The sequence below is a fragment of the Micromonospora sp. NPDC005203 genome, from assembly GCF_042872705.1.
GTDB lineage: Bacteria > Actinomycetota > Actinomycetes > Mycobacteriales > Micromonosporaceae > Micromonospora.
In genome coordinates, this window is sequence record NZ_JBIAKV010000009.1 from 222,990 (window position 1) to 247,308 (window position 24,319).

Below are 24,319 nucleotides of genomic sequence, written 5' to 3' on the forward strand. Positions count from 1 at the left end.
GCCGCGCTAACGGCAGAGCTGCATGTGCAGGGTGTCGTACACCCACTGCTCCCAGCGGTCTGGGGTCCAGCCTCGGTCGCGGATGAACAGCAGGTACAGCTGTGGGCTTAGCAGGCCGTAGAGCAGGTCGGCGGCGTGTTCGACGGTCAGGTCTGCCGTGGCGCCGGGCTTGGCGATGAGGCTGCGCGCGGCTGCGGTTTGGACTTCGAGGCGCGGATCGGTGTCCTGCTGCCACATCCCGGCCAGGCTTGGGTCCTGTGCTCCGGCAGCGCGCAGCACATCCATGATCGGTGCCACCCGCTGAAGCACCTCGCAGGTGCCGCTCACATGTGCCCGCAACTGCGCCTCGGCGGTGTCAGCCGCCAGAGCGTCGCGGAACCAGGCCCGTTGCATCGTGGGAATCGGCTCGTCGTCACCGGCGATGGTGACGTCGACCAGCTCCTTGAGCAGCGACGGCTTGTTGCCGAACGCGAAGTAGATGGTCTGCACGGCGACACCGGCCCGCTCCGCGATGCCCTGGAGCGTGGTGGCCCCGTAGCCCTGATCGACGAACATCTCGTACGCAGCCTGCAGGATGCGTCGCCGGGTCTGCCGGGACTTCTCGCCCTTCTTGCCGGAACTCTTGACCAGTGGCATGACTGCACTGTATCACTAGAGTTTAACTCTAATAACAAGCTCTATCGAAGGGGTGCAGCAATGTCTCTCATCCGGACCACCCGGTTCACCGCCGACGCCGCGGACGCCGACCTCGTGCTGGAACGGCGCGGCCAACTCATCGCGGCGATCAGATCGCAGTACGGCGGCCCGACCGAGACCAGGCTGATCCGCGTCGATGAGCAGACCTGGGTGGACATGTGGCGGTGGGACTCGCCGGAGATCCTGAGCGCGGCCCTGGCCGGCGCGCCGCACCTGCCCGAGGCCGCCGCCGCCTTCGCCGTCGCCCGCGATGTCACCGCGGAACAGGGCGAGCTGGTCGCCGAGGACGGCTGACCCGGTGACCGCCAAGCAGCGGTGGCTCGATGCCCGCTGGGCGTTCGTCCGCGCCCACCTGCCACCGACACCAGCCCGTGTGCTGGAGATCGGATGCGGCCCGGAAGGTGGCTTCGTCCCCGCGATGCGGGAGCACGGTTTCGACGCCGCGGGCGTGGACCCGGTGGCACCGACCGGACCCGGATACCACCAGACGGAATTCGAGAGGCACCAGCCGAGCGAGCCGGTCGACGTGATCGTCGCCTGCACCTCGCTGCACCACGTCACCGACATGGACGAGGTCCTGGGTCGGGCCGCCGCGGCGCTCACGCCGGGCGGCGTACTCATCGTCGTCGAGTGGGCCTACGAGAGGTTCGACGAGGCGACCGCGCGCTGGAGCTTCGACCGGCTGCCCGACAGCGGCGAGCGCGGCTGGCTGCACAGCCACCACGAGCAGTGGCTCGCCTCCGGGCAACCCTGGGACGACTACCTGGAAGGCTGGGCCGGGCGAGAGGGCCTGCACCGCGGCGACGCGATCTGCCAGGCGCTCCAGGCCCGCTTCCACACCACGCTGCTCACCCACGCACCGTACTTCTTCCCCGACCTGCACCCCGTCAGCGAAGCCGACGAACAGGCGGCCATCAACGCCGACGGGATCCGGGCCACGGGCATCCACTACGTCGCGACCAGGCCGGCCGCCGCCCTGGGCTGACCACGGCAGGCCCTCGCCTGCACCGTCGCGGTAGGACGGTTCGTCACCTGTCGATCCGTACACTCCACCAGGAGTACGGTTTCGGTGCCCGACAAGCACGGGTATCGGCGGTACGTCGCCGGGGTCGGGACCGGCCAGCCCGGTGGCGGCGGACCGTGGGAGGGAGCGAGGGTGGCGCAGCGCAGAGCACTTGTGGTTCGGGGCGGTTGGGAGGGGCACCAGCCGGTCGAGGCGACCGACCTGTTCATCCCGTTCCTCGACCGCAGCGGCTATGCCGTACGGGTCGAGGAGTCGACGGAGATCTACGCCGATGCCGCCGAGATGGCCGACACCGACCTCGTCGTACAGTGCATGACGATGTCGCAGCTCACCTCGGCCGAAGCGACGGGCCTGAGCGCGGCGGTCAGCGCCGGTACGGGTCTCACCGGCTGGCACGGCGGCATCGTGGACTCGTTCCGCGCGTCCTCGGAATACCTGCACCTGGTGGGCGGCCAGTTCGCGACGCATCCGGGCAAGGAGCCGTGCGAACGGCAGGGTGGCGCGGAGGACAACTTTCTGCCGCACACGGTGCGCGTCACCGACCTCGGCCGGGAGCATCCGATCACCGCGGGTGTCGAGGACTTCGACCTGTTCACCGAACAGTACTGGGTGCTGCACGACGACCTGATCGACGTCCTGGCCGTCACGACCCACCCCACGCAGGCATGGCATCCGTGGCACCGACCGGTCACCTCCCCGGCGATCTGGACCCGGCGCTGGGGTGCCGGGCGCATTGTCGTGACGACCCCGGGACACAGCCTGGACGTGTTGAAGCACGCGAGCGTGCGTACCGTCATCGAGAGGGGGATGGTGTGGGCGACCCGCACGGCGTCGGCATCGTAGGTCTCGGGGTCATCTCCCGCGCCTACCTGGACACCCTCGCCCACCACCCCGCGGTGCGGATCGCCGCGCTCGCCGACCTCGACGCCTCCCGGTCGGCCGCGGTGGCCGCCACGATCCCCGGGGCCGAGGCGATGAGCGTCGAACAACTGCTCGCCCGCCCGGACGTGCGAACGGTGCTCAACCTGACGATCCCCGCGGCGCACGCCGACATCTCGCTGGGCGCGATCGACGCCGGCAAGAACGTCTACGTCGAGAAGCCGCTCGCCGTGACGTTCCCGGACGGCCGCACGATCATCGACCGGGCCGCGTCGGCCGGCGTGCGGGTCGGGTGCGCGCCGGACACCGTCCTGGGCACGGGCACGCAGACGGCGCGGGCGGCGATCGACGACGGACTCATCGGACGCCCGATGTCCGCGTCGGCCGTCATGGTCACCGCGGGGCACGAGCGCTGGCATCCCCACCCCGACTTCTACTACGCCCCGGGCGGCGGACCGTTGCTGGACATGGGTCCGTACTACCTCTCGGCGCTCATCCACCTGCTCGGACCGGTGCGCGCGGTGGTCGGAGCCGCCAGCCGCCTACGCGCCGAGCGCGTCATCGGCTCGGGTCCACGGACCGGTCAGCGAATCCCGGTGGAGGTGGACACCCACGTCACAGGCGTGCTCGAACACGCCAACGGCGCTCTCTCCACCATCACCACAAGCTTCGACGGGGTCGCGACGGCCGCCGCACCGATCGAGGTACGAGGGGAGACCGGCACGCTCGCCGTACCCGACCCGAACTACTTCGACGGCGAGGTCCGCCTCTTCGCGCTCGGCGGCACCGAATGGCGCGTCCTCGAACCACGGGCCGGTTACGCCGCAGGTGCCCGAGGCATCGGTCTGCTCGACTTCGTCAGGGCCGACGCCCAGCGCCCGCCGCGTGCCGGCGGGGACATCGCGCTGCACGTACTCGAAACGATGACCACCCTGCTCCAGTCGGCAGCCGAAGGCCGTCGGATCGAGCTGACGACCGGGGTGCGGCGGCCCACGCCGGTCCCGCTCACCCCGGCCGAGGAGTGGAAGGGGCACCACACAGCCTCGTAGACAGACGTCCATGCGCGCAGCGGTACCGGTTCGTTGCGGGCAGGGCGTGCGCATCCGCTGAGCCAGCGGTTCGTTCACCGTGGCTCGCCATTCGGAGGTGCGCTGCCGACGCGGAGTCGGTGACGATCCGCCTGCGACGCCTGGGTGTGTAGCGCGAGATCGGGCGGGCCACCGCGCGACGCGTGGTCAGAAGGTGGCGATCGGGTTGACCAGGCTGCCGGACGTGCCGGCGAAGCGGACCGGCGCGACCGCGAGCTGGAAGTCCCATTGGTCCAGCTCGGCAGCCGTCGTCGCGCACGCCTCCAGGTCGCAGTTGTCGAGAAGCCACAGACCCATCGCGACGAGACCGACGGCGTGGACCGGCATCAACACCGCCTCGTACCCCGACGGTTGCACGTCCTGGGGGCTGTCCGCGCCGATCAGCGCGACCTGCCGTTCCTGGAGCCACGGCAGGCAGGACGCGTGCCAGCCGGCCTGCGTGAAACCGCTGGCCACACCGACCTCGTGCCGGAAGCGGCCACAGCCGGTGCGCAGGAGCACCGCGTCGCCGGGGAGCACCCGTACGCCCTGGCGACGTTCGGCCTCCTCGAGATCCTCGGGGAAGACACCCTGCCCCGGCTCCAGCCAGGGCACATCGCGGGCTCGGGCGACGTCCAGCAGGACACCCCGGGTGATGATCCCGTTGGCTGCCGCCGTCACGGCGGCCCACGCCGATCCCGTCTCGGCGTGGACCAACGAGTGCGACCGCCCGTTGTACATCGTGCCGTCCCAGAACAGGTGGCACGGCGAGTCGACGTGGGTGAGGGTGTTGCCGTGAAACGTGATACCGAGCCGCTCGGACGAGAAACCCCAGCTCCGGTCGCCGTGGAAGTGGGGCGGCATGTGCTCGGCGCCCGGCATGTCGGCGGCGCACGGGCACGTCGTCGTGGACCGCTCCATGTCCGCCGGTGCGGCGACCTCCCACGCGCAGGACACGCTCCTGCCGTGGCGCACGGCCCGCGCCGCCGACAGCCGGACGTCGTCGGTGATGTGGTTCAGTGTGCCGCGTTCGTCGTCGTCGCCCCACCGTCCCCAGTTCGACAGCGTGTCGAAATAGCCGAGCACTCGTCCTGGGAGGGCATCTGTCGCTCTGCCGTCATTCCCGCGTCGACTCCTCCGGTCCGGCTCCGCTGGGCACCGCGGTCAGGCTATCGCGCCGCCGGATCGAGGTCCGGGACGACCTGTGACCAGCTTCGCGACGGGTGCGCGGCACTGATTCTTCACCTCGATGTCACCGTGGGAACCCTCGGGTGACGTGTCGGTGTCCGTCCACAGGAGTTGGCTGTCAGCCGTCGTACATCCCTGGACCAGGAGCTGATCCGCGTGCCTTCCTCCCGTCGTACCTTCCTCGCGGGCGGCGCCGCCGCCGGCGTGGGCCTTGCCGTCGCCGGCGGCCTGCCGTCCCTGGCCCAGGCCAGCCCCGGCCGGCCGCACTCGCCGGTCCAGGGCGGCCACGTGCCCTTCCCGCCGCTCGTGGACGACCCCAAGGGGATCCTGGCCCTGCCCGAGGGCTTCAGCTACACCGTGGTGACCCGGACCGGCGTCACCCGGCTCGACCGGGGTCAGGGCGTGACGCCGTCGGACCATGACGGCATGGCCGTCTACGACGCCGGCCAGGGCCGGTACACCCTGATCCAGAACCACGAGATCGACCCGGGCGCCGAGTTCGGCGTACCGCACGTCAAGGGCACGGTGTACGACGCGGGCGCCGTCGACGCCGGCGGCTGCACCGTGATCAGAACGGACCGTGCGGGCCGCAACCTGGGTGAGTTCGTCGCCCTCTCCGGCACCATCTCCAACTGCGCCGGCGGGCCGACCCCCTGGGGCACCTGGCTCACCTGCGAGGAGACCGAGGACCGGGCCGGCGACGAGTGGGAAGAGGGCGACCGGTCCGGCGTCTACCAGAAGGACCACGGGTACGTCTTCGAGGTCTGGGCCGACGGCAGCGCGGACCCGAAGCCGATCAAGTGCCTGGGTCGCTACTCGCACGAGGCCCTGGCTGTCGACAAGGACCGCAGCGCCATCTACCTATCCGAGGACGCCGACGAGCCCAACGGCCTCTTCTACCGCTGGTCGGCGCCCCGCGGCGTCAAGCTCGGCCCCGGCGTGCTCACCCGCCTCGCACCGAACGCGGGCGTCCTCGCCGCCATGCAGATCATCCTGGACGACGGCTCGGTGCTGCCGGACGTCGCCTACCTGACCTCCGCCCAGTTGGGCCGCCCCTTCCCCGTACGGTGGATCGAGGTGCCGGACCGCGACGCGCGGCACACGTCCGTGCGCGAGCAGTTCGCCGACGGTCAGGTCACCCGGGGACGCAAGTTCGAGGGTGTGTGGAGCACCGACGAGGGTGTGTACGTGGTCAACTCCTACGCCTGGGACGAGGGTGACCTGCCGGCCGACGCCGCGCCGCACGACGGCATGGTCTGGTTCTACAACTTCAAGGCCCAGACCATCCAGTTGGTGACGTACTTCCCGCACCAGACGGCGTCGGAGGAGGGCACTCCGGTCAGGTACAACGACCTCACCTTCGACGGACCGGACAACGTGTCCGTCACGCCGTGGGGCAGTCTGGTCCTCGCCGAGGACGGCACCGGGGCCTCCCACGTGCTCAGCACGACCCCGGGTGGGCCGACGTACGCGATCGCCCGCAACCAGCTCAACGATTCGGAGTTCTGCGGGCCGACCTTCACGGCCGACGGCCGGGTGCTCTTCGTCAACATGCAGGACCCGGGCCTCACCCTGGCCATCACCGGCCCGTGGGAGAAGTACCTGGGCTGACCGAGGGGGGCGGCCCGGTGGGGATCAGGTGATCCCCACCGGAGCCGCACCGGTGGACCGTCAGCCGACCTGGACCAGCCGCCAGTTGTTCCTGGTGCTGCCGTTGTCGGTGTACTGGACGGCCTGGGCGCCCCAGGTGCTGGAGCCGTTGAGGATGGCGAGCACCTTGCCGCTGTTGACGTTGCGGATCCGGTAGGAGCCGTCGCTGTTGGCCACCAGGGTCCAGCGGTGGTCGGCGGTGCCGTTGTCGCTCCACTGCATGACACGGGCGTTGTCGGCGGTGGACATGTTCTCGACGCCGAGGACCTTGCCGCTGTTGACGTTGCGGAACCGGAACGCGTTGCCGTCGGTGACCCGGACCCAGTTGTGGTCGGCGGTGCCGGTGTCGCCCCACACCACGGCCAGGCCGCCGTCGGCGGTGGACATGTTCTGTACGCCGAGGACGACACCGGTGTCGACGTTCACCAGCTTGTAGGTGTCTCCCACCGGGTTCGTGCCGCCGCTCACGGTGGTCACGAAGGTCATCACGCTGCGGGCGGGGAGCGTGACGGTGAGCGAGCCGTTCGACATGGTGAGCGCACCCTGGGGCGCGACCGTCCTGCTCCCGTCGGTCAGCCAGTTCGAGACGCTGCCGGTGGCGGTGGTGTTGGACAGGGTGAACTGCTGGCTCACCGCCGAGGTGTTCTTGTTGACGGCGACGATCACGACGGTGTCACCGCCCCGGTACGCCGAGACGTAGACGTTCGACGTCGGGTTCGCCGTCGCGTCGATCCGCTGGTATCCGGGACGGACGAACCTGGCGAAGTGCGCCATCATGGCCCCGCGCTTGCTGATCTGACCGTCCTCGCGCATGGGGCCGTAGCTGCGCCGGAGGTACCACCAGACGTACGCCTGGAACTCGGCGTCGACCATGGCGCGGTGGATGTGCTCGCCCACGTCGAGTGCCTCGGGCCAGGCGTCGCCCGAGTTCGTGTTGCTGTTCGGGTAGTAGACCTCGGTCATCCAGAGTTCTTTGCCCGCCCCCTTCTGCTTGAACAGGGGGTACGCGAAGTTCGAGTACGAGGTGCCGTACAGGTGTGCCCCAATGATGTCCACATTGGCCAGTGCCGTGGAGTCGTTGAGGATCGGGTCCGACACGGATTTCACGTACTGGAAGGACTCCGGCGCGATGACCCTGGTGCTGATCGAGCCGGCGTTCTCCCGCAGGAACCGGAGCATCTCGGTGCTGGTCCACCACGTCCACTCGGCCGCGTAGTCGGGCTCGTTCTGGACGGAGATGGCGTGCAGGTTCACCCCGTTGTTGCGCAGGTGTGTGGTGAAGTTGTTCAGGTGCGTGGCGTAGGCGGCGTACGAGCTGTACCGCAGGCGCCGGGCGTTGGTCTGGCTGCCGCGGGTGAACGTCTCGATCATGCTGGCCGGGGGGTTCCACGGGGATGCGAAGACCGTCGCTCCGAGCGCGACCGCGCGTTGCGCCGTCGCCAGGTCGGCGCTCCAGTCCGCCTGGTTCTCGTTGACGGGGATCCGCAGCAGGGAGAACCCCAACTGACCCTGGCCGGTGCCGAAGGCCGTGTCCCGCTGGGCGGCCGTCAGGTCGCCGATCCAGGCGGCGTGGGCCATGGCGCCGAAGCCCCGGATCGTCTGCCGGGTGGCGGACGGATTGATGCTCGCCGGTGCGGCGAAGGCCGCCGTGGGCACCGCGACCGCGGCGACCGCCGCGACCGGTACGGCCCCCATCGTCGTCAGGACGGTTCTCCGGCTCAGCAACTTCCGCTCGCCGCTCACCGGCTCGTTCTGCTCGTGCGTCATGTCTCGTCCTCCTGGCTGGTGGTGGTACGCGCCTTCGCGGTCCCATCGGCCCGGTCGGCACCGGTCTGTCGCGTCGCCATCGGGGTTGACGGGGACCCCGGTGGCGATGACCTGTCGATTACGATCGAGTGACGTAACTGTTAACGTTAACAATCACGGGAGTCTAAGTTCTGCCGTCGCCAGGGGTCAAGAACGAGCAGCTCAGTGAGCGGATGGGCACTCTGCGTGTCGCATCGAGCAGTGCCGCCGCGCCACCGGTGCCGACGATTTTGGCGGGCATCCTCGGGTTCGGCGGGTGGTGGCGCGGCGGTGCGTACTCTCGCTTGCCGGCGGCCTCAGCCGGTCACGTCGTCGTGCCGCGCCTCGCCCAGTCGCGGGAGGAGAGCCCCCCGAACGAGGGAGGCGTCATCGGACCGGCGCGACGATGGTGCTCGTATGCCTGCCAGCAGAGATCCGCGTTGGGCGTACGGCGCCCTCGCCTGGTTGATCTTCTTCGTGGTGTCCCATGTGTTCCTGGTGTTCTTTCCCGGTGACGATCCGACCGGTGGCGGACCGTGGAGTATGCGGGTCTACGTGATCTTCAACGTCGTACTCATCTCGGTGTCGGCCGTCGGGGCGGTCGTCGTCCACGCCACCGTCCGTCCCTGGGCTCGGCACCTTCCCCGGTGGCTCCTTCTGCCGCCGCTTCTGGGTGGCAGCATCCTGCTCGTGATCCGGGGTGTTCCCGGGATGGCCGAGAACCTGCTGATGGTCACCGGTGTCCGCCGCGGCGGCTTTGTCGGCGCCGACGACATCTCCACGGGCGAGTTCTGGGCCGGCCTCGGCATCAACACCTACTTCTTCCTGGGGGCGGTGCTGCTGGTGGGGACGACCGTCTCCTACGGCCGTCGGAGGTCCTGAACCTGCGTGCGTTCGCCGTCGGTCCGTCCCGCCGGTAGGCTGCATCGGCGGTAACCCGGACGAGAGGCGGACCACGACGTGACGGCGGTACCAGGCCAACTGCCCAGGGCTGCGGATCCGGCGGGCTCCGGGCAAGGTGGGGCGGAGGAGGATCTGCGGGCGTTGTTCGGGCAGTCCAGCGCCGTCTTCGCCTCGCTGGCGGGGCCGGCGCATCTGGTGGAGACGGCGAACCCGGCGTTCTTCGCCACCATCGGCGAGCAACGGGCTCGCACCGGGGTCGCGCTTGTGGACCTGATGCCCGAACTGGCCGGTCAGGGCTTCATCGGGCTGCTGGACCAGGTCTACCGCACGGGTGAGCCCTACACCGGCAGTGACGCCCGGATCATGCTGGGCACCGGCCCGCAGGCGCGGGAGGCGTTCTTCGACTTCACCTACGAGCCGCGCCGGGACGTCTCCGGTCAGGTCTCCGGGATCCGGGTGCTCGGTGTGGAGACCACCCAGGTCAAGCAGGCCCAGCGGTTGATGGCCGAACACCGCGCCCTGGTGGAGCAGATCGCCCGGCAGGCACCCCTGACCGAGGTGCTCGACGGGATGGCCCGCTGTATCGAGAATCTCGCACCGCAGGAGGTGCTCGTCTCCGTCCTCCTCGCCGACCCCGACGGCCGGCACCTGCGCCACGGTGCCGCACCCAGCCTTCCCGACTTCTACAACGAGGCCATCGACGGGATCGCCACCGGCGAGGGCGTCGGGTCTTGCGGCACGGCCGCCCACCGGCGGGAGCCGGTGATCGTCACCGACATCGGCACCGACCCGTTCTGGGACGACTTCCGGGCACTGGCCGAGCGGGCTGGTCTGTCGGCCTGCTGGTCCACGCCGATCCTGGCCCGCGACGGCGGCCTCCTGGGCACCTTCGCCATGTACCACCGCACCCCGCGCGCCCCGCAGGACTCCGACCTCGCCCTTGCCCGGGTCTTCGCCGGCACCGCCGCCCTGGCGATCGAGTGTCACCACAGCGAGCAGGCGCGCCGAGCCGCCGAAGCACGTGCCAGGTCCGCTCATGACGAGCTGGCCAAGGTGGTACGCGTGGAACGGGAGCTGCGCGCCGAGGCCGAGCAGCGCGCGAGCGCCGCCGCGGAACTCGCCGCCCGGATGCGCGCGGCGGCGGCCACGCAGGCGGCCATGCCGCACCCGGAGCACTGCGAGCTCGGTGGCGCTCCGGGATGCACCGCCCCGGCCGAGATCAAGATCGCCGATTCGTGGGGCGACGCGGCGTGGGGCTGCTCCGCCCACGTCGAGGAGGCCATCCTCAACGTACGGTCGGTGTTCATCGCCAGCGAGGAGCTCGGCGGCCTGGCCGCGTACCTCAAGCGCTAGACGAGTAATTTTCCACCCTGGCTGCGGCGGTGGGCGCAGCCCGCGCTCGTGCCTGTTCGATCTCGGACGCGTGATCGACCGCCCACTCACCGAGGGCGATGACCAACGGCAGAAGTGAGTGGCCCAGGCCGGTGAGCGCGTACTCGACGCGATCCGACATCTGTTGGCGACTGATCAGCCCATCGGCCTCCAACGTTCGCAGCGTGCGGGTGAGAATGCGCCGGCTCAGCCCATGGACGGTGCGATCGAGTTCGTTGAAACCGTACGGACGCTCGTGGAGTACGGCGAGAATGAGAACTGTCCACTTCTCACCCACCCGCCGCAGGACGTCGGTCGCCGTGCACGCCGCACGGTCGGCCAGGGTCACGGGTAGCGGTAGTACCGGTGACATCGATGTGCCTTCTTTCCGCGAACTCGGGCGAGACCCACGATGAAAGTATGCGCACAGTGGTAATCACGGGCGGGACACGAGGCATCGGCGGAGCACTCGCTCACCGTCTCCGGCAAGCCGGCGACCGGGTCATCGCGATCGGCAGCGCCGACGCGGACCTCACCTCGGTCCGGCAGACCGCAGCACTGACACACCGGCTCCCCGACAAGATTGACGTGTTGGTGCTGGCCGCGGGACGTTTCGGCCAGCGGCGGGTCGTCACCGACGAGGGTTTCGAGCAGACTTTCGCGATCTACGTCCTCAGTCGTTATCTACTCGCCGAACGGCTTCGCCCCGCGCTGGAGCGTGCGGAGGCGCCGCTCATCCTCAACCTCAGCGGCACCGGTGGAATCCGGGCCGGCGGAATCAACTGGAACGACCTCCAGCTCGCCGATGGATACAGCCTGTTCAAGGCCACCATGCAGGGCGCACGCGCCAACGACCTCCTGGGAGCGGGCTTCGCGACCGCGCATCCCCAGAGCCAGATCCGCTACGTGCTCTACAACCCCCTGTTCGTCAACAGCGGCATGCACCGCTACCTCCGCCAGCCGGCACGTGCCATCGTCGGCGCGTCAGCCGCCCTGTTCGGACGATCCACCGACACCGCAGCCGCCCACCTGGCCGCCCTGCTGGCCCAACCGCCGACCGCCCGACTGACAGCGCTGCGTCGAGGAGCGCCGGTGTCTCTGGCCCGGCCGGAGTTCGACCGGTCGACGGCCGCTCGGCTCTACACGCTGCTTGCCGAGCTGACCGCGCCGCACCGCGGGTGATCGGGCTCAGCTGACCGCCGGCACCGTGCCCCGGTCCCGCGTGCTGGTCCGGCGGGCGTCGGTCGCCCCTTCCCGCAGCAGGGGCAGGAGCTGCGTGCCCTGGCGGTCGATCTCCGGTAGGTAGGGCGTGTCGGAGAGCACGAAGTGTGTGACACCCAGACTCTCGTACCTGCGCAGTGCTCGCGCCACGTCCTCGGCCGAGCCCACCAACCAGGTGGTGCCGGCCCCACCGCCGCCGTACCTGCCGGGTGCGGTGTAGAGGTTGTCGTCGAGCACGTCGCCGCGTGCGGCGAGGTCGAGCAACCGCCGCTGGCCGACGGCGGCCTGCCAGTGTCTGTTGCGTTCGATACCGCCGGTGCGGTTCGCCAGTTGGGCGACCTTCGCCTCGGCGTCGGCCCACGCCTGGTCGGTGGTGTCCCGGACCAGGGTGGTGACCCGCAGCCCGAACTCCAGTGGGGCGTGCTCGCGCCCCAGCTTCTCGCTGAGCTGCCGCAGGCGCTCGATCCGCTCCGCCACGCCGTCGAGTGGCTCGCCCCAGAAGAGCTGGACGTCGGCCTCGGTGGCGGCCACCTCCTCGGCGGCGGCCGAGGCGCCACCGAAGTACAGGCGCGGGTGCGTGCGCTCGCCGCGAACGACCGGTCGGAGCGCCAGGGTGGAGTCGGTGACGCCGAAGTGCTCGCCATGGTAGGTGACGGCGTCCTCGGTCCACAGCCGGCGCACGAGCTGGATGAACTCCCTGGTCCGGGCGTAGCGGGCGGCCTGGTCGCCGTCGGTGTCGCCGTACGCCGCCAGGTTGTCCTTGCCGGACACGATGTTGACGAGCACCCGCCCCTGGGTGAGGTGGTCCAGCGTCGCGGCGGCCGAGGCGAAGTTGGCCGGACGCCAGTAGCCGGGCCGGATCGCGATCAGCGGCTGGAATGTCGTAGTACGGGCGGCGAGCGCGGCGGCGACCGTGAAGGTGTCGGGGCGTCCCCAGCCGGTGCCGATGAGGGCGCCGGACCACCCGTGCCGCTCGAGCGCCTGGGCGTGGCCGGTGAGCGTGTCGAGACTGTTGTGCTGCTGGACGACGTCGTCGCCGCGGTGGCCCGGTTCGACCTGGTTGGGGATGTACCAGAGAAACTCCGAACTCATCGGCCGTTCCTCCCGTCGCGACGCCGGTGTGCCGGGTCGGTCAACGACGGCGGTTGGTATCCGGCGTCGGCGGGGTTCAGCGTGGTGCCCGGCGGGACGATGGCGTCGATGCGGTCCAGCACGTCGCGGGACAGGGTCACCTTGGCGGCGCCGAGCTGTGACTCCAGGTGGGTCAACGTGCGTGGGCCGATGATCGCCGACGTGACGGCCGGGTGTTCCAGGACGAACGCGATGGCCAGGTGGATCAGGGACAAGCCGGCGTCGTGGGCGAGGGCGGCCAGCTCGTCGACGACGGCGAGCTTGGCGGCGTTGGCCGGCCACGACGGGTCGAACCGGGCGGGTAACCGGTCGGCCCGGCGGGAGATCGGCGTGTCGAGCTTGCCGTGGTAGCGCCCGGAGAGCCATCCGCCGGCCAGTGGGCTCCACGGGAGCACCGCCAGCTCGTAGCGCTGCGCCACCGGCAGCACCTCGCGTTCGATCCCGCGGGCCAGGATCGAGTACGGCGGCTGCTCGCTGACCACCCGCTCCCGGCCGCGCCGCTGCGCGACCCACTGACCCTCCACGATGGCCGACGGCTCGAACGTGGAGGTGCCGAGGTAGCGGATCTTGCCCTGGCGGACCAGGTCGGTGAGCGCGCCCAGGGTCTCGTCGAAGTCGGTGTCCGGCTCCGGCCGGTGCACCTGGTACAGGTCGATCCAGTCGGTGCCCAGCCGGCGCAGGCTGTGCTCCACCGCCTGGAAGATCCAGCGGCGGGAGTTGCCCCGGTGCTGCGGGTTGTCGCCCACCTGGCCGTGGAACTTGGTGGCGAGGAAGACCTCGTCGCGACGCCCACCGGCGAGTGCCTTGCCGACGATCTCCTCCGACTCGCCGTGCGAGTAGACGTCGGCGGTGTCGATGGCGTTGATGCCCGCGTCGAGGGCTCGATGGATGATCCGGATGCCGTCCTCGTGGTCGGGGTTACCCCGTTGGCCGAAGTTCATCGCGCCCAGCGTCAGTGAGCTGATTCGTACGCCGGTGCGCCCGAAGGGTCGGTGCTCCACCATCGTTCGTCCTCTCCAGGTGATCAGTGGGAAGCGGCGGCGAGCCGCCGTGCGGACTGGTTGACCGGGCGGGGCAGCCCGTAGTGGTCGCGCAGGGTGGTCCCGGTGTACTCGGTGCGGAACAGGCCCCGGCGCTGGAGGATCGGCACGACGTGGTCGACGAACGTCTCCAGCCCGGACGGCAGCACCGGCGGCATGATGTTGAAGCCGTCGGCGGCACCGCTGCGGTACCACTCCTCGATGGCGTCGGCGACCTGCTCCGGCGTGCCGGCGAAGGTGCGGTGCCCGCGACCGCCGCCGAGCCGACCGATGAGCTGGCGTACGGTCAGGCGCTCCCGCCGGGCCAGGGTGACGATCAGCGTGTACCTACTCTTGGCACCCTGGATCTCGTCCTCGCTGGGCAGGTCGGCGGGCAGTTCCTTGTCCAGGTCGAGGTCCTCCGGGGCGACCCGCAGCGTGGTGGCGAGCTGGGCCCTCGCGTACTCGGGTCTGATCAGCCGATCCAGCTCCTCCTCCAGCGCGCGGGCCTCCGTCTCGGTGGGGGCGACCGCCGGCACGATGCCGGGCAGGATCTTGACGCCGTCCGGGTCGCGGCCGACCTGCGCGGCACGTCGCTTGAGGTCGCGGTAGAAATCCTGCGCCTCGGCGAGTGTCTGCTGGGCGGTGAAGACGGCCTCGGCGTACCGGGCGGCCAACTCCTTGCCGTCCTCGGACGAGCCGGCCTGAACCAGCAGCGGGTAGCCCTGCGGTGAGCGGGGCACGTTGAGCGGGCCGGCCACCCGGAAGTGCCGTCCGACGTGGCGGGGCGGGTAGAGCAGGTCGTCGTCGCCCCACCGGCCGGCGTCCTTGTCACCGAGTGGGGCGTCGTCGTCCCAGCTGTCCCAGAGTTTCAGCGAGACCTCCAGGAACTCGGCGGCTCGCTCGTACCGGTCCCGGTGGGCGGGCAGCTCGTCCAGGTTGAAGTTGCGGGCGGCGTCCACGCCGGCGGTGGTGACGATGTTCCACCCCGCGCGGCCGCCGCTGATGTGGTCCAGCGACGCGAACCGGCGGGCCAGGTTGAACGGCTCGTTGTACGTCGTCGAGGCGGTCGCGATGAGCCCGATGTGGCGTGTCGCGCCGGCCAGCGCGGTGAGCAGCACCGTCGGTTCGAGCGTGCCCGCCGGCCGTCGGCCGATGCTGTTCCAGAGCACCGGGCTGTCGGCGAGGAAGAGCGAGTCGAGCTTGCCCCGCTCGGCGATGCGCGCCAGGCGGGTGAAGTGCTCGACGTCGGTCTGCGCGAACGGATCGCTCTCCGGCAGCCGCCAGGCCGCCTCGTGGTGGCCGACGCCCATCAGGAACGCGTTGAGGTGCAGCATGGTCATCCCTCCGTCGGGTCGACGCCGAGTGCGCGGAGCAGGGTCTCGCGGTACGCGAGGAATTGCGGCTGCCGGTACGAGCGCGGCGCCGGCAGATCGATGGCGAGGTCGACGGCGATCCGGCCGGCGTCGAGCAGCAGCACCCGGTCGGCCAGCGTGATCGCCTCGTCGACGTCGTGGGTGACGAGCAGCACCGTGGGCCGGTGCCGGGCGCACAGTTCACGCAGCAGGCCGTGCATGCGCAGGCGGGTCAGCGCGTCCAGCGCGCCGAACGGCTCGTCGGCGAGCAGCAGGTCCGGCTCGGACACCAGCGCCCGGGCCAGCGCCACCCGTTGCTGCTCGCCACCGGACAGCTCGTTGGGCCAGGCCCGCTCCCGCCCGGCCAGGCCGACCTCGGCGAGTGCGGCCTGGCCGCGCTGGTGGGCGTCCGGCCCGCGTAGGCCGAGAACGACGTTGTCCAGCACCCGCTGCCAGGGCAGCAGCCGGGCGTCCTGGAAGACGACCGAGGAGTTCTCCGGTACGTCGACCAGGCCCGTGCCGGTGGCGTCGCCGTCCAGGCCGGCGAGTGCCCGCAGCAGGGTGCTCTTGCCCGAGCCGCTGCGGCCCAGCAGCGCGACGAACTCGCCCTCGCCGATCTCCAGGTCGAACCCGTCCAGGACGGCCCGATCCCCGAAGCGGCGGATCAACCCCTCGACCCGGACGGTACGGGTGGCGGTCAGTCCGCCATGGTGCGTCGCCATGACAGGGCCCTCCTCTGCACGAGTCGGACGGCACCGTCGGACAGCAGTCCGAGCAGTCCGTACAGCACGAGTCCGACGATGATCACGTCGGTCTGGCCGTACTCGCGGGCCAGGTCCATCATGTAGCCGATGCCGCTCGTCGAGTTGATCTGCTCGACGACCACCAGGGACAGCCACGCCCCGACTACCGCGAACCGCATGCCCAGCAGGAAGCCGGGCAGTGCGCCGGGCAGCACGATCCGGCGGATGAAGGCGGTCCGCCGCAGTCGCAGCGACTCGCCCAGCTCGACGTACCGGCTGTCGATGGTGCGCAGCCCGTTGTGGGTATGGATGTAGACGGGAACGAACACGCCGAGCGTGATGGTGATGACCTTCATCTGCTCGCCGATGCCGAACCAGAGGACGAGCAGCGGGATCAGCGCGAGGGCCGGGATGGCCCGCTTGATCTGGATCGGGCCGTCGAGGATGGCCTCACCCCACCGGCTCAGGCCCGCGAGCAGGGCCAGCACGATGCCGACGACGGTGCCGATGGCGAGGCCCAGGCCGGCCCGTTGGGCCGAGATGGCCAGGTTGTCCTGCAGTCGGCCGTCGGCGATGAGGTCACCCGCCGTCGTCACCACGGTCCAGGGCGCCGACAGGGTACGGGGATCGATCCACCCGCCTGCCGAACCAGCCGCCCACACCGCCAGGAGCAGGAACGGACCGATCGCCGCCCCGTACGGGATGGGGCGTCCCGGCTTCAGCCGACGCCGCGGGCGCCGGGCGGCAACGGTGGCGGGCGGCCGGGGTCGGATCAGTGTCAGGACTGTCACTTGGCACCTCCCACGGTCAGCGCCTGCGCGCCCACGGACTCGTACCGTCGGTCGTAGAGGTCCTCGGCCCTGAGGGGCTTGTTGCCCGTCTCCTTGGCCAGCAGATCGATGGTCTCCTGGTGCCGGCCGATGGCCTCCGTCCAGCTGGACGGGATGTCGGCGACGCCGCCGTTCTCGACCAGCCACCTGCCGTCGTCGGCGGTCAGGCCCTGGTCCTTGACGTAGTACCGCTCGATCCACTCGTCCGGGTTGGCCTCGCGCCACCGCCAGGCCCGCGCCCACGCCTGCACGTACTCGCGGATCGCCGCCGCCTTGGCCGGATCGCCGAGCACGGTGACCGGGGCATACAGGTGACCGGGGTCGTCCCGCAGTCCGTGCGAGATCAGTGTCGCGCCGTCCCGGCCGTACTTTGTCTCGTAGCGTTTGATCTGTACGCCCCCGATCGGGGCCACCTCGACCTGGCGGCTGGCGAGCGCCGTCCCGTAGACGTCGCCGGTGCTCGGCAGCTCGACCAGCGTGACGTCCTTCTTGCTGAGGCCGGCCTTGTGCAGTACCCGCAGCACCAGCGCTCCCTGCGCCTGCCCCGGGCTGTACGCGATCTTCTTCCCGCGGAGGTCGGCGAGGGTCGCGACCGTGACGCCGGGTGCGATGCCGAGCCGGTAGATGGCGTGGTTGAGCGGGTCCTGGCGGTACTTGGAGGCGACGATCTTCGTGGGGATGCCGGTCCAGTGCGAGTGGATCGGGGGGATGTCCGCCACCGAGCCGAGATCCACCGCCTTCGCGCGGAACGCCTCCAGGGTCTGTGGGCCGCCGCTGATGTTCGCCCACTCCACGGTGAAGGACAGCTTCTCCGCCTCCCCGGAGAACTCGATCGCCTTCTGGTGCTCCTTGTCCCCGATGACGAGCTTGGTGCCCTTCGGCACCACCTCCGGCAGTGGCTCGCCGGCGGCCAGGGCCACGGCGGGTGTCTCGTCGCCGGCGCAGGCGGTCAGGCCCAGCGTGACCGCGCCGAGGGTGGCAGACAGGAACGCCCGTCGATCCAGGAGGGATGGTGATCTCACGTACGACTCCTTCGTGGCTGGTTGCGGGACGGGGGCAGCACCCCACGTGGTCGAGGGGCGGCGTCGTCGCCGGGACTGCCGATCGGTGGCTCGGCGCGCACGATCGCGTGGCCACCAGCGGGCAGCGCTGGGTGACGCGACAGAAGCCAGGTGACCGGCTCGGCGCGCATCCGTTGATCGGGTGGAGGGAACGGCTGCCGGTCGTCGTCGAGCCGGCGGCGCCGCGGATGGAAGAAGTGGGTAACGCTCGCTCAGCGGCAGCAGCCGCAGGCGGCGGTCCAGCCACGGCAGCATCCCCGCGACACCGCGATGGCGGTGCCCCGAAGCAGGGTGTGCTGGCTGGTCATGGATACGACGCTAACCCACAATTCCTATGTGTCAACTAGGATTTCACGCGCTGGGACACGTGGGGTGCGACGCCGACCCATCGACGGAGTCGCTCAGCCGCTCAGCGCAACGCCGGCGCGGTACACGGCCAGCGGGCGGCGCAGCACGGTGATGTCGTCCGTCGGATCGCCGTCCACGACCAGCAGGACGAGCACCCCTCCGTCCACGAGCCGCTCACCGTCGAACATCCGCGCCGCCCGGACCGCGTGCCGTGTCATTGACCCTCCCCGTGGGTTGAACCATCCCGGTCAGGCGCTGAGCTGACGACGCCGCGCGGGTACCCGCTCCGACGGGCGGATCCGTGGCACGTGCAGAGGCTCGGCCGCTCCGGATCGAGGACCGGTGTCGGATTCACTAACCTGGCCGACGTGACGGCATTCGACTGGACCACGCTGCAGGCGGCGAGGGACGCGACAGCGGACGAGATCCCGGAGATGATCGACCGCGCGTTGCGGTTTCTGGAGGATCTGCTGGTCGGGACCAACCACGTCGGCACGTTCAGCCTCACCAGCGGACCGCTGCTGGGCGACGTGACCACCGGGGTGAACGCGCTGTTGCCGAAGGACTGCGCGGTATCCCGGCTGGCGCCGGTCAGCTCCTGGCCCGCGCTTGTCGACGCGGCGCTACCCGGACTGTTCCTCCCCGGGGATCCGGCGTACGTGTGGGCCGAGAAGATGCCGGCCCGGCAGTTGGCCGAGGCGGTCGCCGGCTGGGTCGTGGCGCTGCTGCGGCGACTCTGGCCGGGTTCCGTGCAGTCCTGGGAGCTCACCGTCGACACCAGACAGTGGTACGAAGGTGTCTACGTCGACCTTGTCGTCCGCCGCGACGACCGGGTGTGGCTGCTGCACCTCGGTCTCAGCGACTGACGGCACCGGCAGCGGGTTCGTCGATGGCGGTGCCGGTACGGGCGGCCCGTGCGGTGCCCCAGTCGTAGAGGGCCTGCAACACCGGGGCGAGGCTGAGTCCTTCCTCGGTGAGCCGGTACTCGACGTGCGGTGGGTTGCTCTCGCGGTCGTGCCGCAGGATGAGCCCGTCGGCCTCCAACTCGCGCAGACGCTGGGTCAGCATCTTCTCGCTGACCCCCGGCATCCGGCGGCGCAGTTCGCCATAGCGGTGTACGCCCTCCTTGAGGTGGGCCAGGATCACCGGCCGCCACTTACCGCCGATGACGTCGACGGCGAACTCCACCGGGCAGTGGTAACGCTTGGGCATCGTGGCCTCCCTCGGGGCACGCACCAGATGGTGCGTACTTGATCGGCGTCGCTGCGGGTGTTGGGCTGTGCCCATGGTCATCGAGTACATCAGGTACCGCGTGCCGCAGGAGCGGCTGGACGGCTTCGAGGCGGCGTACGAGCGGGCCGCCGACGCGCTCCGCGCCGCACCGCAGTGCGTGGACTACGAGTTGAGCCGCTGCCTGGACGAGCCCGCCGCCTACCTGCTGCGCATCACCTGGACGTCGGTGGACGAGCACCTCAGGGGGTTTCGGGGTGGCCCGGTGTTCGGGCGGTTCTTCGCCGCGATCAGGCCGTACGTCGAGGACATCGAGGAGATGCGGCACTACCGTCCGACCGGGATTTCCGGGTCTGGTGGCGCCGCACCGCCGAGTCTTTACCAGTGGGCCGGTGGTGTCGACGCGTTCGGGCGGCTCTGCGCTGCCTTCTACCGCCTGGTCCGCTCCGACGACCTGCTCGCACCGATCTTCGCGCACATGGATCCGGCGCACGCCCACCATGTGGCGATGTGGCTGGCCGAGGTCTTCGGCGGCCCGGCCACCTACACCGCCGAGCGCGGCGGCTACCGCCACATGCTCGGCCAGCACCTGGGCCTGGCGATCAGCGAGGCGCAGCGTCGGCGGTGGGTCAACCTCATGATGGATGCCGCCGACGAGGTCGGCCTGCCCGACGATCCGGAGTTCCGCGCCGCCTTCACGGGCTACCTCGAGTGGGGAACCCGGTTGGCGGTACGCAACTCCCAACCGGGGGCGGACCCGATCCGGCAGGCGCCGGTACCACGCTGGGGCTGGGGGGTCGCTCCGCCCTACCAGGAGGGTCCGCGGCCCGCCGGCACGCGGGGAGCGGAATAGGCTTCAGCGATGAGCGGTACCCGAGACTCGATGAACCCCCTTCGCCAGCTCACGATCGATCAGCTCCGCGAACGGACGAGCCTCAAGTGGCGGGAGTACCCCGACGACGTGCTGCCGCTCTGGGTCGCGGAGATGGACGTGCCACTGGCCGAGCCGGTCGCGGCGGCGATCACCGACGCGGTCGCGCGCGGCGACACCGGCTACCCCGCCGGGACGGCATATCCGCAGGCGTTGGCGGAGTTCGCCCGGCGGCGGTGGGGGTGGGACGGGCTGGCGGTGGAGCGCACCGCGCTGGTGCCCGACGTGATGCACGGTGTCGTGGAGGCGCTGCGGCTGGTCACCGAGCCGGGCGACGCGGTGGTCGTCAACTGCCCGGTCTACCCGCCGTTCTACGAGTTCGTGGCGCACGCCGACCGTCGGATCGTGGAGGCGCCGCTCGGCGCGGACCTGCGGCTCGACCTCGGCACGCTGGAGGACGCGTTCCGCCAGGCCCGGGCCGGTGGGCGAGCGGCCGCGTACCTGCTGTGCAGCCCGCACAACCCGACCGGCGTCCTGCACACCGCCGACGAGCTGGCCGCTGTCACCGACGTGGCCGAGCGACACGGGGTGCGGGTGGTCGCCGACGAGATCCACGCTCCGGTGGTGGGTGGGGGAGCGCGGTTCGTGCCGTACCTCTCGGTGCCTGGCGCGGAGAACGGCCTGTCGCTCATGTCGGCCTCCAAGGGATGGAACCTGGCCGGCCTGCGCGGTGCGCTGCTCATTGCCGGCCCGGCCGCGGCCACCGACCTCGTCCGCGTCCCGTTCGATGCCAGCGTCAGCACCAGCCACCTCGGCGTGATCGCGCACACCGCCGCCTTCCGCGACGGCGGCGAGTGGCTCGACGCCCTGCTGGCCGGCCTGGACGACAACCGCCGGCTTCTCGCCGCGCTGCTCAGCGAGCACCTGCCGGCCATCCGTTACCGACCCGGGCAGGCCACGTACCTCGCCTGGCTGGACTGCCGCGCCCTCGGCCTCGGCGACGATCCCGCCGCCGTGTTCCTCGACCGTGGCCGGGTGGCGCTCAACTCGGGTCCGGCCTTCGGCACCGGCGGCGACGGGCACGTCCGGCTGAACCTGGCCACCGCACCGGAGCTGATCACCGAGGCGGTACGCCGGATGGCGACCGCCGTCGCCGGATAGATCCCGGCACCGAGAGCGGGGTGGTCGGCGACGGCCGAGGGGTGCCTGCTGCACCTGACGAAGGAGCGGAGGGGGCCGGATGTTTCGGCCTCGCGGGACGGGTATTCAGGCGCACCGGCGCGGCCGTGGGTGGAACAGCGTCACGGAGTAAGGGAGTGCGTGTTATGTCTGATCCGCAGCCCACAATCGTTCTCGCCCACGGGGCGTTCGCCGAGTCGGCGAGCTGGAACGGCGTGATCGAGCGGCTCGGCGCCGCGTACGACGTGGTGGCTGCCGCCGTCCCCCTGCGGGAGGTCGCCGGCGACGCCGCATACCTACGGGACGTGGTACGCGGGATCGGCGGCCCGGTCATCCTCGTCGGACACTCCTACGGTGGCATGGTGATCACGCAGGCCGCTGCCGGCGAACCACTGGTGCGAGCCCTCGTGTACGTCAACGCGTTCGCCCCGGACACCGGCGAGTCGGGGCTGTCGCTGTCCGGGCAGTTCCCCGGCAGCACGCTCGCGGACACGCTGGTGAAGTACCCGCTCTCGTCCGGCGGCAACGAGGTGGCGATCGGCCAGGACGCCTACCACCAGCAGTTCGTCGCGGACGTGTCGGCCGACGTCGCCGCGCAGATGGCCCGGACGCAGCGGCCGATCACGGAGAAGGCGCTGGGTGACGGACTCACCGGCGACCCGGCGTGGCGCTCGCTGCCCAGCTGGTTCGTGTTCGGGGACTCCGACAACAACATCCCGGTCGCCGCGCACCGGTTCATGGCCGAGCGCGCCCAACCGCGCGGCCAGCGTGAGGTCGCCGGCGGTTCGCACGCCATGGTGGTGGCCCGGCCGAGCGAGGTCACCGAGACGATCATCGAGGCGGTCCGGGGCGTGGGCGGCTGAGGCCCCGATCTCGGTGGGCACGCCGGGGACCCTTGGCGCGGTTGGGCCGGGGTCTCACACGTCTGCTGCTCCGCGGCCCCGCGACACGACGCGGGGCCGCTGTCGTGCGTCCGCCGGCGGAATTGCCGTTCTTGATCCGTTATCGATGCGGACGAAATGAGCGCGTCGTATTGGCGATCGGCATATCCGAGTCGGATCCATGACGCAGGCGTATTCGAGGCCTTACTGGTCAACGACCCTGCGTGCTAGCCTGCCTCAAATCTCGCCGGTCAAGCCCAATTCGGCACCGATTGTCTCGGGTGATTGTTGGAGGTCACATGGACAGACTGCAGGCTCTTGCGGTTTTACGTGAGATTGCGGTCGAGGTGCTGGTGGTCGAGCCAGAGTCAGTGACCGAGGACGCCGACTTCCGTAAGGATCTCGACGCGGAGAGTCTCGATCTGGTGGAGCTGATGATGGCGCTGGAGGACCGGCTCGGGATCCGGCTGCCGCAGGACGGGCTGCGTGAGATCAACACTGTCGGGCAGGCGCTCGACATGGTGCTCGACGGTGGGGCCGGCGATGTCGCCGAGGGCGCCGAGGTGGTGGGGGAGGTCGAGCGGAAGACGCCGGCCTGATGGCGGGCGACAGCCCCGTCCGTCAGCGGGTTGCCGTCACCGGGCTGAGCGCCAGGACGCCTGCCGGTGACACCTCTGGCGCCCTGTGGTCGGTACTGCGGTCCGGGCGTTCGGTCATCGGCCCGATCCGCAGCTTCGACGCCTCCGGGCTCGCGACCCGCATCGCGGGCGAGATCCAGGGCTTCGATCCGACCGCCTACCTCACTCCGAAAATGGTCCGGCAGACCGACCGGGTCAGCCAACTCGCCTTCGCGGCGGCGCTCGACGCGTTTGCCGACGCCGATCCCCGGCAGTTCGACCCGGACCGCTGCGCGGTGGTGGTCGGCACCGGAATGGGCGGATCGGACAGCTTCTACCGGCAGGTCCGCGCCTTCATCGAGAATGGTCCGGACCGGATCAGTCCATGGGCCATTCCGATGATCATGCCGAACGCGGCGGCGTCACTCATCGCCCGGCAGCTTCGCTGGCGCGGTCCGAACTTCTGCATCTCGACCGCCTGCACGGCCGGCGCCAACGCGATCGGCGAAGGCGTCCGACTCATTCGTGACGGCAGCGCCGACGTCGTCCTGGCCGGCGGTTCGGAGGCGGCGGTCAACCCCATCGTCGTCGCCGGGTTCGCCCGGATGCACGCGCTGAGCACCCGCAATGCCGAGCCCGAGAGCGCCTCGCGTCCGTTCGACGGCGCACGGGACGGCTTCGTGCTCGCCGAGGGCTCGGCCTTCGTGCTCCTGGAGCGCCTCGACCGGGCCTTGGCCCGGGGCGCCCGCATCCATGGTGAGGTCGCCGGCTACGGGTTCAACAGCGACGCCTACCACTCCACGATGCCGCATCCGGAAGGGCGCGGCGCCGTGCACTGCATGCGCCTGGCGCTGCGCGACGCCGGCGTCGACCCGGCCGACGTCGGTCACATCAACGCGCACGGCACCTCGACGACGCTCAACGACGCCGCCGAGGCGCAGGCCATCCACACCGTCTTCGGTGGGGCCGCGCCGCCGACCACCTCGGCGAAGGGCGCGCTGGGACACCTGATCGGGGCGGCCGGCGCGGTCGAGGTCGTCGCATCACTGCTCGCCCTGCGCCACGGCGAGATCCCGCCAACGGCCAACCTGCGCACCCGCGGGTCCGACATTCCCATCGACGTCGTCGCCGATGCCCCGCGCACCGGGCGTCCCGGCCCGATCCTGACGAACTCGTTCGGTTTCGGCGGGCACAACGCCTCGCTGGTGCTCGCCTCCGTCGACGACACCGGCGCCATCGTCCACTCCAACTGAAGCATCCGCACCGTCCA

General features: G+C 70.5%; 26 protein-coding genes. 14 read left to right on the forward strand and 12 right to left on the reverse strand.

What is annotated here, in order from left to right; translation table 11 throughout:
* Positions 1 to 6: 6 nt before the first annotated feature.
* Positions 7 to 636, reverse strand: coding sequence for a TetR/AcrR family transcriptional regulator (locus tag ACFYPM_RS21135; protein WP_387199460.1), 630 nt, complete (start codon positions 634 to 636; stop codon positions 7 to 9).
* A 60-nt stretch (positions 637 to 696) separates the two neighbouring features.
* Here ACFYPM_RS21135 and ACFYPM_RS21140 point away from each other — a divergent pair, with 60 nt between their 5' ends.
* From ACFYPM_RS21140 to ACFYPM_RS21155, 4 genes are all read left to right on the forward strand, one after another.
* Complete coding sequence (locus ACFYPM_RS21140) at positions 697 to 990, forward strand: hypothetical protein (protein ID WP_387199463.1); 294 nt, start codon at positions 697 to 699, stop codon at positions 988 to 990.
* Positions 991 to 994: 4 nt separating this feature from the next.
* Entirely contained in the window at positions 995 to 1,681 is a 687-nt protein-coding gene (locus ACFYPM_RS21145; RefSeq protein ID WP_387199466.1) for a class I SAM-dependent methyltransferase, read from the forward strand.
* Positions 1,682 to 1,852: 171 nt separating this feature from the next.
* Positions 1,853 to 2,563, forward strand: coding sequence for a ThuA domain-containing protein (locus ACFYPM_RS21150; protein WP_387199469.1), 711 nt, complete (start codon positions 1,853 to 1,855; stop codon positions 2,561 to 2,563).
* On the forward strand, positions 2,533 to 3,648 hold the full coding sequence (locus ACFYPM_RS21155) for a Gfo/Idh/MocA family protein (protein WP_387199472.1): 1,116 nt from the start codon (positions 2,533 to 2,535) through the stop codon (positions 3,646 to 3,648). The genes ACFYPM_RS21150 and ACFYPM_RS21155 overlap by 31 nt, the downstream gene beginning before the upstream one ends.
* A 186-nt stretch (positions 3,649 to 3,834) precedes the next feature.
* Here the strand turns inward: ACFYPM_RS21155 and ACFYPM_RS21160 are convergent, their stop codons facing one another.
* Positions 3,835 to 4,752, reverse strand: a complete 918-nt coding sequence (locus ACFYPM_RS21160) for a cyclase family protein (protein WP_387199475.1) — start codon at positions 4,750 to 4,752, stop codon at positions 3,835 to 3,837.
* A gap of 258 nt (positions 4,753 to 5,010) precedes the next feature.
* On the opposite strand from ACFYPM_RS21160, the gene ACFYPM_RS21165 reads away from it, so the two are divergent.
* Positions 5,011 to 6,465 carry an alkaline phosphatase PhoX gene (locus ACFYPM_RS21165; protein WP_387199477.1) on the forward strand — a complete coding sequence of 485 codons (1,455 nt, stop codon included), beginning with the start codon at positions 5,011 to 5,013 and terminating at the stop codon, positions 6,463 to 6,465.
* A 60-nt stretch (positions 6,466 to 6,525) separates the two neighbouring features.
* Here the strand turns inward: ACFYPM_RS21165 and ACFYPM_RS21170 are convergent, their stop codons facing one another.
* Positions 6,526 to 8,271 (reverse strand): RICIN domain-containing protein, encoded by a 1,746-nt coding sequence (locus tag ACFYPM_RS21170; protein WP_387199480.1) that lies wholly within the window; start codon positions 8,269 to 8,271, stop codon positions 6,526 to 6,528.
* Positions 8,272 to 8,706: 435 nt separating this feature from the next.
* On the opposite strand from ACFYPM_RS21170, the gene ACFYPM_RS21175 reads away from it, so the two are divergent.
* Positions 8,707 to 9,171: a hypothetical protein gene (locus ACFYPM_RS21175; protein WP_387199483.1), complete on the forward strand. Its 465-nt coding sequence runs from the start codon at positions 8,707 to 8,709 to the stop codon at positions 9,169 to 9,171.
* Between the two features lie 78 nt (positions 9,172 to 9,249).
* A complete protein-coding gene (locus tag ACFYPM_RS21180; RefSeq protein WP_387199486.1) occupies positions 9,250 to 10,545 on the forward strand; it encodes a GAF domain-containing protein in 1,296 nt (431 codons plus the stop codon).
* Here ACFYPM_RS21180 and ACFYPM_RS21185 read toward each other — a convergent pair.
* Entirely contained in the window at positions 10,535 to 10,912 is a 378-nt protein-coding gene (locus tag ACFYPM_RS21185; protein ID WP_387199489.1) for a winged helix-turn-helix transcriptional regulator, read from the reverse strand. The two genes, ACFYPM_RS21180 and ACFYPM_RS21185, sit on opposite strands and share 11 nt — an antisense overlap.
* A 71-nt stretch (positions 10,913 to 10,983) precedes the next feature.
* Between ACFYPM_RS21185 and ACFYPM_RS21190 the strand changes: the two genes are divergently transcribed.
* A complete protein-coding gene (locus ACFYPM_RS21190) occupies positions 10,984 to 11,745 on the forward strand; it encodes a hypothetical protein (protein ID WP_387199492.1) in 762 nt (253 codons plus the stop codon).
* A gap of 6 nt (positions 11,746 to 11,751) precedes the next feature.
* Here the strand turns inward: ACFYPM_RS21190 and ACFYPM_RS21195 are convergent, their stop codons facing one another.
* The 7 genes from ACFYPM_RS21195 to ACFYPM_RS21225 form a co-directional block, all read right to left on the reverse strand.
* Entirely contained in the window at positions 11,752 to 12,876 is a 1,125-nt protein-coding gene (locus tag ACFYPM_RS21195) for an LLM class flavin-dependent oxidoreductase (RefSeq protein ID WP_387199495.1), read from the reverse strand.
* On the reverse strand, positions 12,873 to 13,916 hold the full coding sequence (locus tag ACFYPM_RS21200) for an aldo/keto reductase (RefSeq protein WP_387199657.1): 1,044 nt from the start codon (positions 13,914 to 13,916) through the stop codon (positions 12,873 to 12,875). The genes ACFYPM_RS21195 and ACFYPM_RS21200 overlap by 4 nt, the downstream gene beginning before the upstream one ends.
* A 23-nt stretch (positions 13,917 to 13,939) precedes the next feature.
* Positions 13,940 to 15,277: an LLM class flavin-dependent oxidoreductase gene (locus ACFYPM_RS21205; protein WP_387199498.1), complete on the reverse strand. Its 1,338-nt coding sequence runs from the start codon at positions 15,275 to 15,277 to the stop codon at positions 13,940 to 13,942.
* Positions 15,274 to 16,011, reverse strand: coding sequence for an ABC transporter ATP-binding protein (locus tag ACFYPM_RS21210; RefSeq protein WP_387199501.1), 738 nt, complete (start codon positions 16,009 to 16,011; stop codon positions 15,274 to 15,276). The genes ACFYPM_RS21205 and ACFYPM_RS21210 overlap by 4 nt, the downstream gene beginning before the upstream one ends.
* Entirely contained in the window at positions 15,987 to 16,823 is an 837-nt protein-coding gene (locus tag ACFYPM_RS21215; RefSeq protein ID WP_387199504.1) for an ABC transporter permease, read from the reverse strand. The genes ACFYPM_RS21210 and ACFYPM_RS21215 overlap by 25 nt, the downstream gene beginning before the upstream one ends.
* Positions 16,820 to 17,884 carry an ABC transporter substrate-binding protein gene (locus tag ACFYPM_RS21220; RefSeq protein ID WP_387199507.1) on the reverse strand — a complete coding sequence of 355 codons (1,065 nt, stop codon included), beginning with the start codon at positions 17,882 to 17,884 and terminating at the stop codon, positions 16,820 to 16,822. The genes ACFYPM_RS21215 and ACFYPM_RS21220 overlap by 4 nt, the downstream gene beginning before the upstream one ends.
* 440 nt (positions 17,885 to 18,324) lie before the next feature.
* Positions 18,325 to 18,489 (reverse strand): hypothetical protein, encoded by a 165-nt coding sequence (locus ACFYPM_RS21225; protein WP_387199510.1) that lies wholly within the window; start codon positions 18,487 to 18,489, stop codon positions 18,325 to 18,327.
* A gap of 150 nt (positions 18,490 to 18,639) precedes the next feature.
* Between ACFYPM_RS21225 and ACFYPM_RS21230 the strand changes: the two genes are divergently transcribed.
* On the forward strand, positions 18,640 to 19,137 hold the full coding sequence (locus tag ACFYPM_RS21230) for a hypothetical protein (RefSeq protein WP_387199513.1): 498 nt from the start codon (positions 18,640 to 18,642) through the stop codon (positions 19,135 to 19,137).
* Here ACFYPM_RS21230 and ACFYPM_RS21235 read toward each other — a convergent pair.
* The gene (locus ACFYPM_RS21235) at positions 19,127 to 19,483 is read right to left on the reverse strand and encodes a winged helix-turn-helix transcriptional regulator (protein ID WP_387199516.1); all 357 of its coding nucleotides are present in this window, start codon (positions 19,481 to 19,483) and stop codon (positions 19,127 to 19,129) included. The genes ACFYPM_RS21230 and ACFYPM_RS21235 overlap by 11 nt on opposite strands.
* Before the next feature lie 73 nt (positions 19,484 to 19,556).
* Between ACFYPM_RS21235 and ACFYPM_RS21240 the strand changes: the two genes are divergently transcribed.
* The 5 genes from ACFYPM_RS21240 to ACFYPM_RS21260 all read left to right on the forward strand — a co-directional run bounded on the left by ACFYPM_RS21240 (position 19,557) and on the right by ACFYPM_RS21260 (position 24,302).
* The gene (locus ACFYPM_RS21240; RefSeq protein WP_387199519.1) at positions 19,557 to 20,354 is read left to right on the forward strand and encodes a group II truncated hemoglobin; all 798 of its coding nucleotides are present in this window, start codon (positions 19,557 to 19,559) and stop codon (positions 20,352 to 20,354) included.
* Between the two features lie 9 nt (positions 20,355 to 20,363).
* Positions 20,364 to 21,533 carry a MalY/PatB family protein gene (locus ACFYPM_RS21245; protein WP_387199522.1) on the forward strand — a complete coding sequence of 390 codons (1,170 nt, stop codon included), beginning with the start codon at positions 20,364 to 20,366 and terminating at the stop codon, positions 21,531 to 21,533.
* A gap of 164 nt (positions 21,534 to 21,697) precedes the next feature.
* Positions 21,698 to 22,414: an alpha/beta fold hydrolase gene (locus ACFYPM_RS21250; RefSeq protein WP_387199525.1), complete on the forward strand. Its 717-nt coding sequence runs from the start codon at positions 21,698 to 21,700 to the stop codon at positions 22,412 to 22,414.
* Between the two features lie 317 nt (positions 22,415 to 22,731).
* Positions 22,732 to 23,031: an acyl carrier protein gene (locus tag ACFYPM_RS21255; RefSeq protein ID WP_387199528.1), complete on the forward strand. Its 300-nt coding sequence runs from the start codon at positions 22,732 to 22,734 to the stop codon at positions 23,029 to 23,031.
* The gene (locus ACFYPM_RS21260) at positions 23,031 to 24,302 is read left to right on the forward strand and encodes a beta-ketoacyl-[acyl-carrier-protein] synthase family protein (RefSeq protein ID WP_387199531.1); all 1,272 of its coding nucleotides are present in this window, start codon (positions 23,031 to 23,033) and stop codon (positions 24,300 to 24,302) included. The genes ACFYPM_RS21255 and ACFYPM_RS21260 overlap by 1 nt, the downstream gene beginning before the upstream one ends.
* The last annotated feature ends 17 nt before the right edge of the window (positions 24,303 to 24,319 follow it).